15 protein-coding genes are annotated in these 16,649 nt (G+C 62.1%); 5 read left to right on the forward strand and 10 right to left on the reverse strand.

What is annotated here, in order from left to right; translation table 11 throughout:
* Positions 1-34: 34 nt before the first annotated feature.
* The 9 genes from mraY to MTX36_RS10095 all read right to left on the reverse strand — a co-directional run bounded on the left by mraY (position 35) and on the right by MTX36_RS10095 (position 10,461).
* The gene (mraY, locus tag MTX36_RS10055; protein ID WP_094273696.1) at positions 35-1,117 is read right to left on the reverse strand and encodes a phospho-N-acetylmuramoyl-pentapeptide-transferase; all 1,083 of its coding nucleotides are present in this window, start codon (positions 1,115-1,117) and stop codon (positions 35-37) included.
* On the reverse strand, positions 1,114-2,613 hold the full coding sequence (gene murF, locus MTX36_RS10060) for a UDP-N-acetylmuramoyl-tripeptide--D-alanyl-D-alanine ligase (protein WP_243619606.1): 1,500 nt from the start codon (positions 2,611-2,613) through the stop codon (positions 1,114-1,116). The genes mraY and murF overlap by 4 nt, the downstream gene beginning before the upstream one ends.
* On the reverse strand, positions 2,610-4,283 hold the full coding sequence (locus MTX36_RS10065) for a UDP-N-acetylmuramoyl-L-alanyl-D-glutamate--2,6-diaminopimelate ligase (protein ID WP_374230462.1): 1,674 nt from the start codon (positions 4,281-4,283) through the stop codon (positions 2,610-2,612). Before MTX36_RS10065 ends, murF begins: the two co-directional genes overlap by 4 nt.
* 132 nt (positions 4,284-4,415) lie before the next feature.
* Positions 4,416-6,269, reverse strand: a complete 1,854-nt coding sequence (locus MTX36_RS10070; RefSeq protein ID WP_243619686.1) for a penicillin-binding protein 2 — start codon at positions 6,267-6,269, stop codon at positions 4,416-4,418.
* Between the two features lie 59 nt (positions 6,270-6,328).
* Complete coding sequence (locus MTX36_RS10075; protein ID WP_243619608.1) at positions 6,329-7,024, reverse strand: hypothetical protein; 696 nt, start codon at positions 7,022-7,024, stop codon at positions 6,329-6,331.
* On the reverse strand, positions 7,021-8,034 hold the full coding sequence (gene rsmH / locus MTX36_RS10080) for a 16S rRNA (cytosine(1402)-N(4))-methyltransferase RsmH (protein WP_243619609.1): 1,014 nt from the start codon (positions 8,032-8,034) through the stop codon (positions 7,021-7,023). Before rsmH ends, MTX36_RS10075 begins: the two co-directional genes overlap by 4 nt.
* A gap of 160 nt (positions 8,035-8,194) precedes the next feature.
* On the reverse strand, positions 8,195-8,626 hold the full coding sequence (mraZ, locus tag MTX36_RS10085) for a division/cell wall cluster transcriptional repressor MraZ (protein ID WP_094273699.1): 432 nt from the start codon (positions 8,624-8,626) through the stop codon (positions 8,195-8,197).
* A 575-nt stretch (positions 8,627-9,201) separates the two neighbouring features.
* A complete protein-coding gene (locus MTX36_RS10090) occupies positions 9,202-9,657 on the reverse strand; it encodes a DUF3040 domain-containing protein (RefSeq protein WP_243619610.1) in 456 nt (151 codons plus the stop codon).
* Positions 9,658-9,894: 237 nt separating this feature from the next.
* Positions 9,895-10,461, reverse strand: coding sequence for an SAV_6107 family HEPN domain-containing protein (locus MTX36_RS10095; protein ID WP_243619611.1), 567 nt, complete (start codon positions 10,459-10,461; stop codon positions 9,895-9,897).
* Positions 10,462-10,676: 215 nt separating this feature from the next.
* Between MTX36_RS10095 and MTX36_RS10100 the strand changes: the two genes are divergently transcribed.
* The 5 genes from MTX36_RS10100 (at position 10,677) to MTX36_RS10120 (ending at position 15,601) form a co-directional block, all read left to right on the forward strand.
* Complete coding sequence (locus MTX36_RS10100) at positions 10,677-11,282, forward strand: N-acetyltransferase (protein ID WP_243619612.1); 606 nt, start codon at positions 10,677-10,679, stop codon at positions 11,280-11,282.
* 5 nt (positions 11,283-11,287) lie between these two features.
* Positions 11,288-12,868, forward strand: coding sequence for an NAD(P)/FAD-dependent oxidoreductase (locus MTX36_RS10105; RefSeq protein WP_243619687.1), 1,581 nt, complete (start codon positions 11,288-11,290; stop codon positions 12,866-12,868).
* Complete coding sequence (locus MTX36_RS10110) at positions 12,865-13,677, forward strand: carotenoid biosynthesis protein (RefSeq protein WP_243619613.1); 813 nt, start codon at positions 12,865-12,867, stop codon at positions 13,675-13,677. The genes MTX36_RS10105 and MTX36_RS10110 overlap by 4 nt, the downstream gene beginning before the upstream one ends.
* Before the next feature lie 131 nt (positions 13,678-13,808).
* On the forward strand, positions 13,809-14,453 hold the full coding sequence (locus tag MTX36_RS10115) for a DUF3153 domain-containing protein (RefSeq protein WP_243619688.1): 645 nt from the start codon (positions 13,809-13,811) through the stop codon (positions 14,451-14,453).
* A complete protein-coding gene (locus tag MTX36_RS10120) occupies positions 14,450-15,601 on the forward strand; it encodes a glycosyltransferase family 2 protein (protein WP_243619615.1) in 1,152 nt (383 codons plus the stop codon). Before MTX36_RS10115 ends, MTX36_RS10120 begins: the two co-directional genes overlap by 4 nt.
* A 2-nt stretch (positions 15,602-15,603) precedes the next feature.
* Here the strand turns inward: MTX36_RS10120 and MTX36_RS10125 are convergent, their stop codons facing one another.
* Complete coding sequence (locus MTX36_RS10125) at positions 15,604-16,593, reverse strand: methylenetetrahydrofolate reductase (RefSeq protein WP_094273703.1); 990 nt, start codon at positions 16,591-16,593, stop codon at positions 15,604-15,606.
* Between the last annotated feature and the right edge of the window lie 56 nt (positions 16,594-16,649).

Genomic DNA, 16,649 nt, shown 5'->3' on the forward strand with positions numbered 1-16,649 from the left:
CCAGAGTTGGTCGAGTCCACAGAGTTGGTCACGGTCAGCCTCCGATGGCTGCGAGGAACTCGCTGTAGAAGAGCGCCAACCCGATTGCCGACGCGATTGCGGCCAGCAACCAGAATCTGATGATGACCGTGGTTTCCGCCCACCCGGCAAGCTCGAAGTGATGGTGGAACGGAGCCATTCGGAAGACCCTTCGGCGACTGGACTTGAATACCGCTACCTGGATCACCACCGATGCGGCCTCAGCGACGAACAGTGCGCCGATGACAACCATCAACAATTCGGTGTTCGTGGTGATCGACAGTCCGGCAAGCATGCCGCCGAGTGCCAGCGAACCGGTGTCCCCCATGAAGATCTTGGCCGGGGCCGCGTTCCACCACAGGAACCCGATGCACGCACCCGCGCCGGCAGCACAGATCAACGCAAGGTCGAGCGGGTCACGAACGTCGTAGCAGCCCTTGACCGGACTGGTCTCGCACGAATTTCGGAACTGCCAGAAGGTGATGATGACGTACGCGCCGAGAACGAAACTCATTGCTCCCGCGGCCAGTCCGTCCAGACCGTCGGTGAGGTTGACCGCGTTGGACCAGGCACTGACCAGCAGGTAACAGAACGCGATGAACACGACGGAACCGAGAGATACCGTCGCAATGTCACGAACGTAAGACAGATGAACGCTGCCCGGAGTCAAGCCGTCGGCACCGCGGAACTGCAACGCGAGGATGCCGAAGATCACTGCGGCGACAAACTGTCCGACGAGCTTGGCCGTCTTGTTCAGCCCGAGGTTGCGTTGCTTGCGAATCTTGATGAAATCGTCGAGGAACCCGACACCACCGAGCGCCGTGGTCAGGCCGAGAACAAGTAGCCCCGACGCCGACGGTCCACTCGCCCCGTCGATACCCATTCCGATGAGGTGAGTGCCGAAGTAGCCCGCCCAGATTCCGGCGAGGATCGCGACACCGCCCATCGTCGGGGTTCCACGCTTCGCCTGGTGACTGGCCGGGCCTTCGGTCCGGATCTCCTGACCGAATCCCTGTTTGGCGAACGCTTTGATCAGAATCGGGGTGAGCATGATCGAGACCGCGAGCGATATGCCGGCGGCCAGCAGAATTTGAATCACTCCGACACCTGCTTCTGCGCCAGAACCGCCTCGGCCACTGTCCAGAGACCGATCGACTGAGATGCCTTGACCAACACCAGGTCACCGGGCGCAAGTTCCGATTCGAGGATCGCCACGGCAGCCGCGGCGTCGGGGACCACTACGGACTCGTCGCCCCAGGAACCCTCCATCACGGCGCCCTGATTCATCGCGCGAGCCGTACGACCGGTGCCGACCACGATCAGCTTGCTGACATCGAGACGCACGGCGAGCCTGCCGATCGCATCGTGTTCGATCACGGATTCGGGGCCGAGTTCTGCCATCTCGCCGAGCACTGCCCAGCTTCGACGGCCGAAGTGTCGATCCGAGCGCGCCATCGACACCAGAGCCTTGAGCGCAGCGCGCATCGACTCCGGGTTGGCGTTGTAGCTGTCGTTGATGACGGTGACGCCGTCACTGCGGTCGGTGACCTCCATGCGCCGGGCCGACGCTGCCTTGGTGTCTTCGAGGATGCGAGCGATATCCGCGACCGAGACGCCGTTTTCCAGGGCTACCGCTGCAGCAGCGAGCGCATTTCCGACCTGATGTTCGCCGTGGACGGCCAGACGGATTCGCGCCGTACCCTGGTCCGAATTCAGCGTGAAGCTCGCTCGGGCTTGATCGTCGACCGTCACGTCCGTTGCCCGCACGTGGGCACCTTCGGATTGGCCGACCAGCACCACACGCGCATCGGTACGGGACGCCATGGCCGCGACCATACGATCATCGGCGTTGAGAATCGCGACACCACCGTCGGATGCGGACGGAAGAGCTTCTACCAGTTCACCTTTTGTGGTCGCGATGGCTTCTCGGGAGCCGAACTCACCGAGGTGCGCGGTACCCACATTCAAGACGACACCGATCTTGGGCGGTGCGATCTGTGCCAATTCCGCGATGTGTCCGAGACCCCGGGCCGACATTTCCAGCACCAGAAAGTCTGTTTGCTCGTCGGCGCGCAACGCGGTCCACGGGTGTCCCAATTCGTTGTTGAACGAACCCGGCGGGGCGACAACCTCACCGGACCCGCGCAATACTGCGGCAACAAGATCCTTGGTGGACGTCTTCCCGGCGGAACCGGTGATTCCGACGACGGTCAGACCGTTCTCGGCCGACAACGTGTCGACGACTGCTCGCGCCAGCAAGCCCAGCGCGCGCAGCACCGCCGCACCACTGCCGTCCGCGTCATGTTCGAGAGCCATCACCGCACTCGGACCGGTGGACGCTTGTCGTGCCACCACGATTGCCGGCACTCCCACCGGCCGGGCTGCCAACACCGCCACTGCGCCGGCCGCGACTGCCGCACCGGCGTGCTCGTGACCGTCGACGCGGGCTCCGGGCAGCGCCAGAAAGAGTCCGCCCGGACCTATTCTGCGAGAATCGAATTCGACGGTCCCCGTCACAGTCGCCGACGGATCGTCGACGTCGTGCAGGGTTCCTCCGACGATCTCGGCAATCCGAGAGAGCGTCATCGGGATCATTTCTTGCCTCCATGTGCTGTGTTGACGACGATCCGGTCGATCATCTCGCCCAGCACCTCGCGGTCATCGAAAGGATGCTTGACCCCGTCGATTTCCTGACCAGTTTCGTGACCTTTACCGGCCACCAGTACTACGTCGCCGGGCTGTGCCCAACGAACAGCTTGTTCGATCGCCTCGGCGCGATCCCCCACCTCGAGCACCACCCCTCGCTCGGATTCCGGAACCGCCAGCGCACCCGCCATCACTGCGGCGCGAATTGTAGCGGGCACTTCAGTCCTCGGATTGTCGTCCGTGACGATCAGTAGATCGCTGCCGCGCGCGCTCGCTTCACCCATGAGCGCACGCTTGCCGGAATCTCGGTCGCCACCGGCACCGACAACGACCCCGACTCGACCGGAGACCTGATTTCGCAGCGTCGCAATGACCGCTTCCAGCGCAGCGGGCTTGTGCGCGTAGTCGACGACGGCGAGGAATCCTTGGCCACGATCGATGCGCTGGACGCGGCCGGGAACATCCACTACTCCCACTGCCGCTACTGCCGCAGACAGATCGATATCGGCGGCAACGCAAATGGTCAGCGCGAGGGCAGCATTCGCAACGTTGTATCGCCCGGGCAGCCGCAACGACACCGGCGAGGACTGCCCATCCGGTCCCATCAGATCGAAAGTCTGCGAACCGTCGACGGCAACCTCGACCGATCCGACATTCCAATCGGCGTCGGACTCGGAAGTCGACACTGTAGTCAGAGCATCGGCGGATACGAGTTCCGCCATCCGGCGACCCCAGACATCATCGACGCAGATGACGGAACGGTCGGCCCGAACAGTCGACTGCGGATCGAACAGTCGAGCTTTTGCCTCGAAGTACTCTTCGAAATCTCGGTGAAAGTCCAGGTGGTCCTGTGAAAGATTGGTGAATGCGCCGATGTCGAAGCGGATACCGTCGACGCGCCCGAGCGAAAGAGCGTGACTCGACACTTCCATCACGACGGTGTCGATACCCTGCTCCGCCATGACGGCGAACAACGCATGCAGCTGCGGCGCTTCCGGCGTGGTGAGGGCGCTCGGCACGTGGCGTCCGTCGATCCGGGTCTCGATAGTTCCCACCAAGCCCGGCTTACGCCCGGCGCCGGCCAGCGCAGCTTCGAGCAAATATGACGTCGTGGTCTTACCCGACGTCCCGGTAATGCCGATGACCTGCATTTTCTCCGACGGTCGGCCGTAAATTTCGGCCGAAATCTCGCCGAGCACGTCACGCGGCTTCGGATGCACCAAAATTCTCACGGGCCGGTCGATCTTCGGGGCAGATGCGCGAAGCACACCCAGCCCGGCTTCGTCCGTCAAGATCGCGGCAGCTCCGCGAGCAAGTGCATCTCCGGCGAACTCGGCGCCGTGCGAGCGAGCACCCGGCAACGCCGCAAACAGATCTCCCGGCACAATTCCCTGAGCCCGCAGATCAACGCCGGAGACGACGTCGACTGCCGTCGCGGCGCCCATCCACTCGACATGAAGCCAGTCGAGGCGGGCCCCGGACAACTCCGCCAGAACTGCAATGTCCGTGTTGATCGGGTGAGCCGGTCGTGCACTCTGCGCAACACCAGGCTGTGATGATGCGGAAGAATCCGACGACGGCGACGAAGGTTCCGACGACGATTGCGAACTGTTCGGCACTGTCACTCGGCTCCTGGCAATTGTCGTTGGTCGAAAGGCAGCCGCAGGATCCTGAAACAAGAAAACTGCGACGTCTGAGATTACCGTGCGCGGGAACCGACCAAGACCGCGTCGATCATGATTCCCACACCATCAGTCTGCCTGCAGCACCAACTTACGACCCGGATCCGGAGACATCGGAACGCTGTCACGCTGCAGCATCCACGAGGCAATGTTGTGGAACAGCGGTGCTGCGGACTGTCCGCCTCCACCGTCGACGCCCCGCACGGGAGCGTCGAGCATGATTCCGATCACGAAACGCGGATTGTCTGCCGGAGCAATTCCGGCAAACGTGATCCAGTAGTTGGAGTTGGAGTAGCACTTGCACGCCGGATCAATCTGCTGCGCGGTGCCGGTCTTGCCGCTGACCTGGTAACCCTCGACTCCGGCGGCCACACCCGTTCCGCGCTGATCTCCGGTGTCGTCCTGGGTAACCGAGCGGAACATGTCACGAACCGTTGCCGCAGTTTCCGGACTAACCACCTCGATACCCTCAGGTTGCGGCACCTCGGTCCGCTCTCCCGACGAGTTCTCGGTGGACTTGACGATCCGCGGTGGGATTCGCACGCCGTCGTTAGCAATCGCCTGGTACATGCCGGTCATCTGCAACAACGTCATCGACAGTCCCTGGCCGATCGGGAGGTTGGCAAAGGTACCGCCGGACCACTGGTCACGATCGGGCACAAGGCCGGCACTCTCATCGGGAAGCCCGACCTCGCTGCGCTGCCCCAGACCGAACTTGTCGAGCATGTCGGCAAAACGATCCTCGCCGACGCGCTGCGCCAACATCAGCGTTCCGACGTTGGAGGACTTTCCGAACACACCGGTGGACGTATAGGGAGCAACCCCATGGTCCCACGCGTCCTTCACGGTAGCGCCGGACATCGTGATGCTGCCCGGAACCTGCAAAACCTCGTCCGGTGTGGTCAGTCCGTCCTCGATGGCCGCTGCCGCCGTGATGATCTTGTTCACAGAGCCGGGTTCGAAGGGGCTCGTGACCGACAGATTGCCGGTCTCGACCGACTTCAGATTGTTTTCGAGACCGATCCCGGGGTTGAACGTGTTGTCGTTGGCCATCGCGAGAACCTGCCCGGTGGGGACGTCCTGGACTACAACCGAAACGTTCTTCGCGCCGGACTTGTCCTTGGCGATCTGTACCTGCTGTTGCACGAAGAACTGCAAATCGGAATCGATCGTGAGTTGAACTCCCGAACCGTTGACGGCGGGCTGCTTGTCGCGCCAACTGCCCGGAATCACGGCTCCGTCGCTGCCGCGGTCATACGTTTGGGAACCGTCGATACCGGCCAGAGTCGAATCCATCGAAGACTCCAGACCCAGAAGTCCGTGCCCGTCCCACCCGGTTGCACCGACCATGTTGGCTGCCAGGGACCCACCCGGGTACTCGCGAATATCTTGACGTTCGACGCCGACCTCACGGAAACTGTCCGAAATCTCCGCAGCGACAGCAGGATCGACGCTTCGCGCCAAGTACACAAACGTCTCCTCGCTTTTCATCTTCGCGAGAACGTCTTTTTCGGGAGCCTCATCGCCCAGCTTCGCGTGAACGCCGGCGGCGATCTCAGCAAGCCGATCCGCGACCTCGGGCGGCTGTTTGTCGACAGCGACGCCCTCCTCGATGCTCTTGGCCCGGGCTTCTTCCAACTCGGCGCGCACGGCTTTCGGTTGGAAGGTAAGAGCTTTCGCCTCCATCGTGAAGGCGAGAGGATTACCGTTGCGGTCTGTTATCGATCCCCGCACCGCCGGATCGATCTGTGTTGTCGTTCGCTGGTTGGCTGACTCGGCAGCCAGGCTCGGCGCGTCGACGCCCTGAATCCACAAGAGCTGCAACGCCGCAACCGCAAGCGCACCACACATGGTGATGCGCCCGACTCGCTGACGAAACGGGAAGCCGGCAGTTTTGGACGAGCGTGCACGCTTCCGGTTCATCGGCGCGGAAGGACGCCTACCCGAATCCCGCCGAGGGTCGTCGTACTCGGAGTTGCGATTCACCGACGATCCTCGGTCGGTGTCGGCACCGCCGCCGATGTCGACGGCGCCGGCGCAGAGGTCACCGCAACCAATTGTTCACCGTGAGCAAGGTTTTGCGGGTTGTTGGGTACTCCTGGCGTTGCGGTCGGTGGAACCGGAACCGTTGTTTTCGGTGTCGTTGTCGGAGCCGTCCTCGGCGCCGTCGGTGTGGGTACCGGCGCCACTACGGGAGCGTCGAGTGGCGGCATGGGCGCTGCGCTTGCCGGCGCGGGTGTGCCGACAACTTCGACGGTTCCGTCCGGATGCACAACAAGCCGAGCCGGATCCTTTGCCGGGACCATTCCGAGAGCACTTGCCGCGTTGGCAAGCTCCGGTGCCGAATTACGCGATTGGTAGTCCCGCTCGAGTGCAGCCTTCTGCTCCACCAAAGACTGATTGAATGCGCGGGCATCGCTCAGCTGATAGGAGTCTTCGGCGGACCTGGTTGTCAGGAGCAGCGTCACTGCAAGACCGATCGAGAACAATCCGATGATGGAGGCAACAAACGGAATTCGCGCTTTGAACTCTCCTCCGCGAGAGCTCGAAAAGCCGGATTCGCTGGCCGTCGACGTGCGTCCGACCGTTCGGGCCATTCGCTTGTCGTAGGCACGCTGCGCTGCACCGGAACGACGCTTCTGCGAAGAATCGTCCCCACTGATTCCCTGAGTCGTCATGCCCGCCTCCTGGCAATACGTTCGGCTGCTCGCAATCGCACGGGCGCCGATCGTGGGTTCTCTTCGATTTCCTGCTCCGACGCTCGCTCAGCACCGCGGGTCAGAATCTTGAACTCCGGCCCCATTCCGGGAAGCTCGACCGGAAGCCCCTCGGGGCTGGTCGACTTGGAGCGAGGAACCAACTCCGCCTTGACAACTCGATCCTCGAGCGACTGATACGACATGAAGACCACGCGGCCGCCGACGGCCAGAGCTTCCAAGCCCGCGGGAACTGCTGCGCGCAAAGAATCCAACTCGGCGTTGACCTCGATCCGCAGAGCTTGGAACGTGCGCTTGGCGGGGTGCCCACCCGTACGACGGGTGGCTGCGGGGATTGCTCGATACAACAACTCGACCAGAGCCGCACTGGTTGTGAACGGCTCCTTCTCGCGCTGCCGAAGTACCTCGGAGGCAATCTTTCCCGCGAAGCGTTCTTCGCCGTATGTACTCAGGATTCGAGCAAGATCACCATGACTGTAGGTGTTGAGAACCTCGGCCGCGGTGAGCCCGACTGTCTGATCCATCCGCATGTCCAACGGCGCATCGATAGAGTAGGCGAACCCTCGATCAGCCTCGTCCAACTGCATGGAAGACACGCCGAGGTCGAAGAGGATCGCGTGAACCGACTCCGTGGCGGGAAGGCCCGCCTCTTCGAGTGCGTCTTCGATCCCGTCATAGGTGGTGTGCACGAACGTCGTTCGATCCGCAAAGGGCGCAAGTCGCTCGGCAGCGATCCGCAGCGCGTTGGTATCACGATCGAGACCGATCAGGTGTAGTCCCGGGTACTTGCCGAGAAAAAACTCGGAATGTCCACCGAGACCGAGTGTCGCGTCGATCATGACCGCACCAGCGCCGCCGTCACCGACAGCGGTGATGGCGGGGCCGAGAAGATCGTCAGCGCGATGCAACAGAACAGGAACGTGCGCGAAGCCGTCGGCGTCCGAGGGTTCGTTCACCTCGCGATCAACCATGTTTGCTCCGGCTCCTACTTTCATGATTCCGATGAAGAATGACTATTCGAACCAGCGAATGCTTCGAGGTCCCTGCCCGAAGTAGAACCTGGCGCTGGGGAAGTGCGTCAGGGTCTTTCCGGGCAGAGGCCTCGCGGCATTCGCCGTGAACTATCCGCCGCTAGACGATCTCACTGAGAGATTCGCCGTTTGCCTGCGAGTAGTCCTCTTCGTTGTCTCCGAGATACCTCTCCCAGGCTGCAAGATCCCAGATTTCGAGGTAGTCGACAGAGCCGGTCACTACGCATTCCTTGGAGAGGTTTGCGTAACGCCGATGATCAGCCGAGAGGGTGATTCGCCCCTGGGCATCGGCGTGCTGTTCATCTGTACCAGCTGCGAGAGCGCGAACATACGCCCGTGCTGCCGGATCATTGCGTGGAGCTGCGGCTGCTTTGCGGGCAAGCTTGACGAACTCGTCCCGAGGATAGACAGCAAGGCTGTGATCCTGACTTTTGGTGATCATCAACCCTCCTGACAATTCTTCGCGGAACTTTGCCGGCAAGGTGAGCCGGCCTTTGTCATCGAGCTTCGGCGTGAAGGTACCGAGAAACACTCGACACCTCCCGCGAGCTTTGGTCCTTCAAGCTGCAACCTGGAACCTGGAACCAACTTTGAACCAACCCTGAAATTCAGCGTTGGACCGAAACCCTCCCGATTGGGCGAATTGTGGTCCCAAGCTCTCCGCCCGCACCCACAGTACCCCACTTTCCCCCACACACAAGGAGCAAACGGGCATCCCAGAGTCCGATTTGCTGAGTAATAGCAGTTCAAAGTAGGTGGGGGAAGCTGGGGAATATTTCGAGAAGTGTCCCGAACCACACATCCGTTGTTCACCCAAGACTGGCCCGGCAAACTCTCAAATTGGACAAAAGACCAGCTCAGAATACGGAAATATCAACCATTGCTCCCATGGTCCGAACATGCTTCCATTTCCTCCCTTATCAGGGGAGGAAAGTGGAGGAGGACCAACGTCCTGTAAATGCAAGGACGGTCGGCAACCAAAGGTTGCCGACCGTCCCAAATACGTTCGAACATGGGGCCATCGAGAGCCATCAACTGCTCGCATCACGCGACCACTGAAAGGCTCCCCTGCCGAACCCCAGAGCAGGAAATCGATCTGCTTACGAGCTACTCCTGCTCAAACCTACGACGGAATCGATCTTCCATGCGAGAAGAGAATCCACCGCCTGACCTTCGTCCGCGTGAATGCCCTCGACCGCCGCTCGGCCCACCAGCACCCGGAGGTCCGGACTGAGTTTCGCTGCCGTGAGTAGCACCATTCGCAGTGGGCGTTCCTGTTGTACGTCGACCGCCACCCCACAGGAGCAGGATGCCGGAACCGAACATGAACAGGAACCCGACCAAACTGATTATCGGAAAACCGCCCGGTTTGAACGGGAGTGCGACTCCCGCAATCAACAGGACCAGACCCAGCACTAAAAGAGCTGCCGCCTGGAAACGTCGCCGACTAGACGGCGCCCGCATACGGCCGCCTCGCACATTGGAGGCGAACTTGGGGTCTTCGGCATAGAGAGCGCTCTCGATCTGATCGAGCATGCGCTGCTCGTGCTCGGAGAGTGGCACGGTACCTCCCCCGGCACTGGAAGTTTGGCAACCACCTCACGGTGTGAGGCGGCGGGTAATCAACGTGAACGACTACCTGTTTTTATAATACGAGTAGTTTAGGTCCCGGACCACCAACTCCACGTACGAGTTCCGCCACAAGCGTACGTATTCGTGTGAACGAGCGGTAAATCGGCTCCGATCCGGCCGTGCAACCTGCGATTTCTGCAAATTCGGACTTCTCAGACGCGCGGAATCTCAGGACGCTCTCAGATCGATTCGAAGCGCCTGCCCGATGAATTCCTCGACTGCAGTCAAAAATCGGCCGACTTCGACAACAAATGCATCCGCATCGGCATCGCTGATCTCCACTCGAAGTCCCGTCTCAACTGCCGCCCGCGTATCCGACCACCCCGCGAAATACCGTGACCAAGCACCGAATGTCGGTGCCGCCGAATCCAGGAGCGCCCAGGCATTGCCGCTTCGTTTGCGTCGCGACCCCGCCCCGACTACGCCGACAGCCAATACCGCACCGGCACCTCGCAGCGCCGCCAGGTAGCCGCATCGAAAACGATCGGCAGCATCGCCGGCTCCGGCGGACTCGGCAAGCAATGCGTCGGCCTTCCCCACCAGATTCCAAGCGAATCCGCCACTGGGCCGATCTCCGGAGCCCCGCATTGACGAGGAACCCCCGGAGCGTTCGGGCAGTTTTGCGGTTCCCGAAGTTGCCGGGAGTCTGGACACCGCTGACACCGACGGACTCGACAATTCCGCGGGCAAGATTCGTTCAGACTTTGCTCGTTCGGACTTCACTCGTTCAGACATCCGGGCACCTCCCGTGACGTAGGGATTCACTCCACGAAAAACAGAATCCGACGATGTGGTGATGCCCGCTTCCCTTCGGGCATCCCCACATCATCGCGAACCTCGCGAGTGGACCGAAACCGACGATAGCCCGCCAGCTCCAGATCACTCGCATCGAACATTCGTTCGACCTATTCAATATAACTGCACCCACCGACAAGTCGTCAAGAGAAGAGGTGAGACCGGTCGACCCCCAGATCGCCTGGACACCACACACGGTTGAACTGAACCGCGAGGAATTCGCGAAACGACTGCACGAGGCGTTGACCGTGTACGTCACCGCAATGGACTATCCGCGCGGCACCGAGTTCCATCGAGCACCCATGTGGACGGAACACTCGACCCGCCCCGGATGGAAAGCTGTGGGCGCGCTCGCCGGCCCCGGGTCCGGTTCACCCACAGTGGAGTCACTGGTCGGAATTTCGTACGGCTATCGCGGGAGCTCAGATCAGTGGTGGCACCAGCAGGTCCTGCACGGACTGCACCGTTCCGGCCGTCCACAGTCGGAGATCTCCGCAATTCTCGACGACTACTTCGAACTGACCGAGTTGCATGTTCATCCGAACGGCCAGGGCCACCGACTGGGCGAATCCCTGATCCGGCATCTCCTCCATGATCGGCCCGAGCGCTCGGTTCTGCTCTCCACTCCCGAAGTGTTCGACGAGGACAATCGGGCTTGGCGTCTGTACCGCCGGCTCGGATTTCAGGACGTACTCCGACGCTTCCGCTTCTCCGGAGACAGTCGGCCGTTTGCCGTCCTCGGTCGAGGATTGCCCCTGTGACGCACATTCTCGATGCGGCCGTCATCGGTTCCGGCCACAACGCGTTGGTCTCAGCCGCCTACCTTGCCCGCGAGGGTTGGTCGGTTCGAGTGTTCGAAAAGGACACCGTCCCCGGCGGCGCGGTGTCGACGGTCGAGCGATTCCCCGGACACAAAGTAGATCGCGGTTCGTCGGCCCACATCATGATTCGGCACACCGGGATCATCGACGAACTCGGACTCGCAGCACACGGACTCCGATACATCGACTGTGATCCCTGGGCCTTCGCACCGCCTCCGCCTGGTTCGGACCGTCCCGGAATCGTCTTCCACCGCGACCTCGACCAAACCTGCAGATCTATTGAGCAAGCATGTGGCACAAGAGATGCCGACGCCTACCGCCGGTTCGTTTCCGTCTGGTCGGAGCGCAGCACCCGCGTCATGCGCGCATTCTCCGCCCCGCCGACAGGCCCAAATCTGGTGTCGTCATTCTGGGGACTCGATACCGGTAGCGGCGGCAGCGACATCTCGCGCCAATTCCTTGCCACCGGCGACTCGCTCCTCGACGAGTACTTCGACAGCGAACCCCTCAAAGCTGCACTCGCGTGGTTCGGAGCTCAGTCGGGCCCACCGATGTCGGAGCCGGGTACCGCTCCCATGGTGGGGTTCGCAGCACTCATGCACACACTTCCCCCGGGCCGAGCAGTCGGCGGAAGCGGCGCACTGAGCGCAGCGCTTATGTCGCGGATGCACGCCGACGGTGCCACGGTCAGCCTCGGCGACGCTGTCACCGCGGTCGCCCGTCGCGGCGAGCTCTGGACTGTCACCACGGCGAGCGGACTGGAAGTTCAGGCCCGTTCCGTCATCGCCGGCTGCCACATCCTGACGACGCTCGATCTTCTCGGCAATGGCGGCTTCGACGCAACCACCCTGGAACGGTGGCGCCGAAAGATTCGAGTCGGCCCGGGAATCGGTATGGTCCTGCGGTTGGCGACGTCCGAACTACCGCAGTATCCGTCGGCCTCGATCGAAGAGAGCACGTCGGGACTACAGCTACTGGTCTCCGATCGCGCCCACCTCCGAACTGCTCAAGGCGCTGCGTCGGGCGGTGAACTGCCACCGCGCCCCGCGGTCCTCGGGATGAGTTTCAGCGGGATCGATCCCAGCATCGCTCCCCCCGGCCAGCACCAGGTCACACTGTGGTCGCAGTGGCAGCCGTACCGACTGAGCGGGAATCGAGACTGGGCGTCGCTGGCAGAGGCCGAGGCTGATCGAATCATCGGAGAAATGGAGGCGTCGGCCCCCGGCTTCACCGACAGCATTTTGGCGCGGCACATTCAAACTCCGCGAGATCTCGAGTCCGAGATGGGCTTGATCGGCGGCAACGTCATGCACGTCGAGATGTCACTCGACCAGATGATGCTCTGGCGTCCGCTCCCGGAACTGTCGGCTCATCGGGTACCGGGCGCAGACGGCCTGTACCTCACCGGGGCCTCGACACACCCCGGCGGCGGAGTATCCGGAGCGAGCGGTCGCAGCGCTGCGCGCATTGCACTCTCCGAACGCCGTGGACACCCGACACTGCGCCGAATCCTTCGAAAGAAGTGACACCGCAAAAGGTTCCGCTAATTCTGGCGCTCGCCGCCGTCGGAGCTCAGATCGTGTACCCACTGGTCGACGGGTCTACCCGCGATCTCGTCACGATCGCAGTCGTCGGATTGCTCGCCGCTGCGTCGATCAGTCATGCGGTGATCAACCGCGGCGCGGCGTGGACGATTGCATTGATCGCGGTCACCGCAGGAATCGGGCTGGCGTCGGAAATAGTCGGCACAGCTACCGGAATTCCGTACGGCTGTTACAGCTACAGCGTCGATCGACTGGGTCCGGCACTGTCCGGTGTCCCCTTGATAATTCCTTTTGCGTGGACAGCCGGTTTCTATCCGATCTGGTGCGTCGCAACCCGCCTGGTTCGGAACTTTTCGACGGTGTCTCGCCGGATCGGTCGCATAACACTGACAGTTCTGGGATTGCTCGGATGGGACCTGTACCTGGATCCGCAGATGGTGGCTGATCGTCAGTGGGCGTGGTGCGCCGAAAATGCCGGGCTGCCCGGGATCTCGCACATCCCGTTGACCAACTACGCCGGTTGGATTGTGGTCGGCGTAGTGATGGCGACAATCATGGAGCTGATCTCGACGCGATACGAGAAGGACTCCCGCTCCGAGGCCGTCCCCATCGGGCTGTTTCTGTGGACCTGGCTCGGTTCGGCCCTCGCACACTCCGTCTTCCTCAGTGCCCCGGAGTTGCGTTACTCGGCGATGTACGGATTCGCAGTGATGGGGATTCTCGGATCCTGGCTGCTACTCACCTTCATCCGGGATCGAACTTCACTGGCCGACACACCCCCTCGTCGCTGACTCCGGATGACCCGACTGGCACGATAACGACTGTGCACCAGTCCACGGATGACTCCACCAGCCCGAGAACTCGTCAGCGAATCGCTCCGAGAAGTCGAAAGCGATTCATTGCGTCGGCCGCTCTCGCACTGATGTTGGTCCCCTTGCTGGCCGGCTGCCTGCGCGTTCAAGTGTCGATGGGCGTCTCCGCCGACGACCGTGTGTCCGGCCAGATCGTTGCCGCTGTCATCCCCGCGAACGAGACGGACAAGGGACCGCAGTTGACACCGCCCTCGTCGCTCGAGAAACAAATTCGGGTCCAGGAGTACAAGAAGGACGGTTATGTCGGTTCGCAGGCGTTCTTCTCGGACCTCAGCTTCGGGGACGTCGCACAGCTGAGTTCCATGACGGACGAGGGCGCCGGTTCGTTCCAGCTCACACTCACGCGAAGTGGTGACACCGTCACCCTCGACGGAAAAGCCGATCTGAAGACCGTCCCCGCCCAGGGTTCCGATATCCAATTCAGCATCGCATTTCCGGCTCGAATCGCCACAACCAACGGCAATCGTGACGGCGATTCACGAGTCTCGTGGACTCTGCCTGCCGGCGAAGTATCCACTGTGCGTGCCGAAGTGAGCTACGCCGATCCGAGCACTCGAAGTTTTGCAGGATGGGCCGGAATCATGGCCGGACTCACCCTCGGCGTCGCAATCATCGTCGGCGCAATGGCATGGATGATGCGCAACCGCACTCCCGTCGCACGCGCGCCGAAAAGCCCGTCGCCATCTGACACGTGAAGAAGATCGGTCGCCGAGCCCTCACAGTCGCATCCGCCTTCGCAGTCGGCAGCGCTGCCATGAGCGTCCTCAACCGAATCACCACCCCCACTCTGGCCGTAGGGCCACCTGATCCGATCTTCGAACGTGTCACCGCAATTATTCCGGCACGCAACGAGGAAACTCGGCTGCCGAACTTGATCGACGATCTCCGCGCGCAAAGTGGGATCAAACACCTCCGGGTCGTGATCTACGACGACCGTTCCACCGATCGCACCGCGTCACTTGCCGAGGACGCAGCCGGCGGCGACAGTCGCTTCACCATTGTCCGGGGAGAGCACGAGCCGCCGGACGGATGGCTGGGCAAGTCCGCCGCCTGCAATCAGGCTGCGCGTCATAGTGATTCGACCGATGCCGACATTCTGATCTTCCTCGACGCCGACGTCCGACTCGGCCCCGATGCTCTGGCTGCGGCCGTCACCGAACTTCGTCGTAGCGGAGCGTCGTTGCTGAGTCCGTGGCCCACACAGATTGCCGTCACTGCTGCCGAACTCATCGTTCAACCGTTGCTGTGCTGGTCGTGGGCGGCAACACTGCCGACGCTGATCTCCAACGCCGTCACGGCGCCGTCGATGGCAGTTGCGTGTGGTCAGTTCCTCGTTTTCGACGCGTCGAACTACCGGCAGATCGGTGGTCACCACGCCGTCGCAGCATCCGTGACCGAGGATCTCGATCTTGCGCGGGCACTGCGCGCGGCCGGTCTACGCACCGTCGTTGCTCTCGCCGGCGAGCACGTGTCCTGCCGGATGTATTCCAGCGCAACGGAACTGCGTGAGGGGTACGGGAAGTGGCTGGGGACCGCCTTCGGTTCGCCGACGTCCACGGCAGTGGTGCTGTTTGCCGCCGCCGGAATCTGGATTGCGCCCGCCGTCACCGTCGTCTGCGGCAGCGGCCGGGTACGCTCGGTCGCGGCAATCGGATACGCGGCCGGCATTCTCTCACGACTTGCATCACGAAACATGGAGACCCGCAAGGCAATTCGAATCCGCGATATCGTCGACGCAGCTGCCCACCCACTGTCGATTGCAGCCGCAATCGGCCTCGCGGTGGACTCCAGCCGAAGGCACCGTCTCGGCCGCGCTACCTGGAAAGGCCGAACCATCCCCTGACGCTAGCGGGCTGCAGCCGAACCCGTCGAAGCCTCGGACGTCAGCCCGAGTCGTTCGAGCACCTCACTGGTTGCACGCGCAAAATTGAGCGTGATGAAGTGCAAGCACGGCGCGCCTTCAGCGATCAATCGTTCGCCCATTTCAGTGGCCAGATCGATGCCCAGCTCACGGACAGCCGCCCGATTCTCCTGGGCACCGCTGCCGGCTGCGGCGTCGAACCTACGCTCGAGTGCCGGCGGCAACGAAGACCCGGACAGCTCCAGCATGCGTCGCACCGATCCGAGCGACGTGACCGGCATAATTTCGGGAATGATCGGCTTTGCACCCTGCTCGGGATCGAACGCGCTGACGCGATCACGCAGACGCAGATAGTCGTCGACGTCGAAGAACATCTGGGTAATCGAGTACTCGGCACCCGCGCGCAACTTCGCGACCAGGTACTTCGTGTCGTGTGCCAGATCCGGCGCCCGGTAATGCCCTTCAGGGAACGACGCCACTCCGACGTGGAAGTCACCGAGGTCGCGGACCATCCGCACCAATTCTTCGGCGTACTCGACACCGTCGGGATGCTTCTTCCACTCCCCGAGTGGGTCCCCGGGCGGATCGCCGCGCAAAACCAAGATGTTGCTGATGCCACGGTCTGCATACGCACCGACCATGGATCGAAGTTCGTCAATGCTGTGGGAAACAGCCGTCAAATGTGCAACGGGTAGCAGCGTCGTCTCTTCGGCCAGCTCACCCGTAACCCGAACAGTGCGGTCACGCGTCGAACCGCCCGCCCCGTACGTCATGGAGACAAACGCCGGACCGAGCCTCTCGAACGTGCGCACGGCACGCCACAACCGCGCTTCGGCTTCTGCGTCGCGCGGCGGTGAGAACTCGACCGAGAACGGAATCCGACCGCCTGTGTGAGACGTGATCCGATCGACGATCGACGGTGTTCGGCTGGCCCAGCCCTCGCTGGAGCGTCCCCTGACTGCATCGAATGTCACGAGGTAAGCATATGTTTTGTTGCCGAGGAAGGGCGCATCGCACCCAGCCAGGCATC

The organism is Rhodococcus sp. ARC_M6, assembly GCF_022810305.1.
Taxonomy (GTDB): domain Bacteria; phylum Actinomycetota; class Actinomycetes; order Mycobacteriales; family Mycobacteriaceae; genus Rhodococcus_F.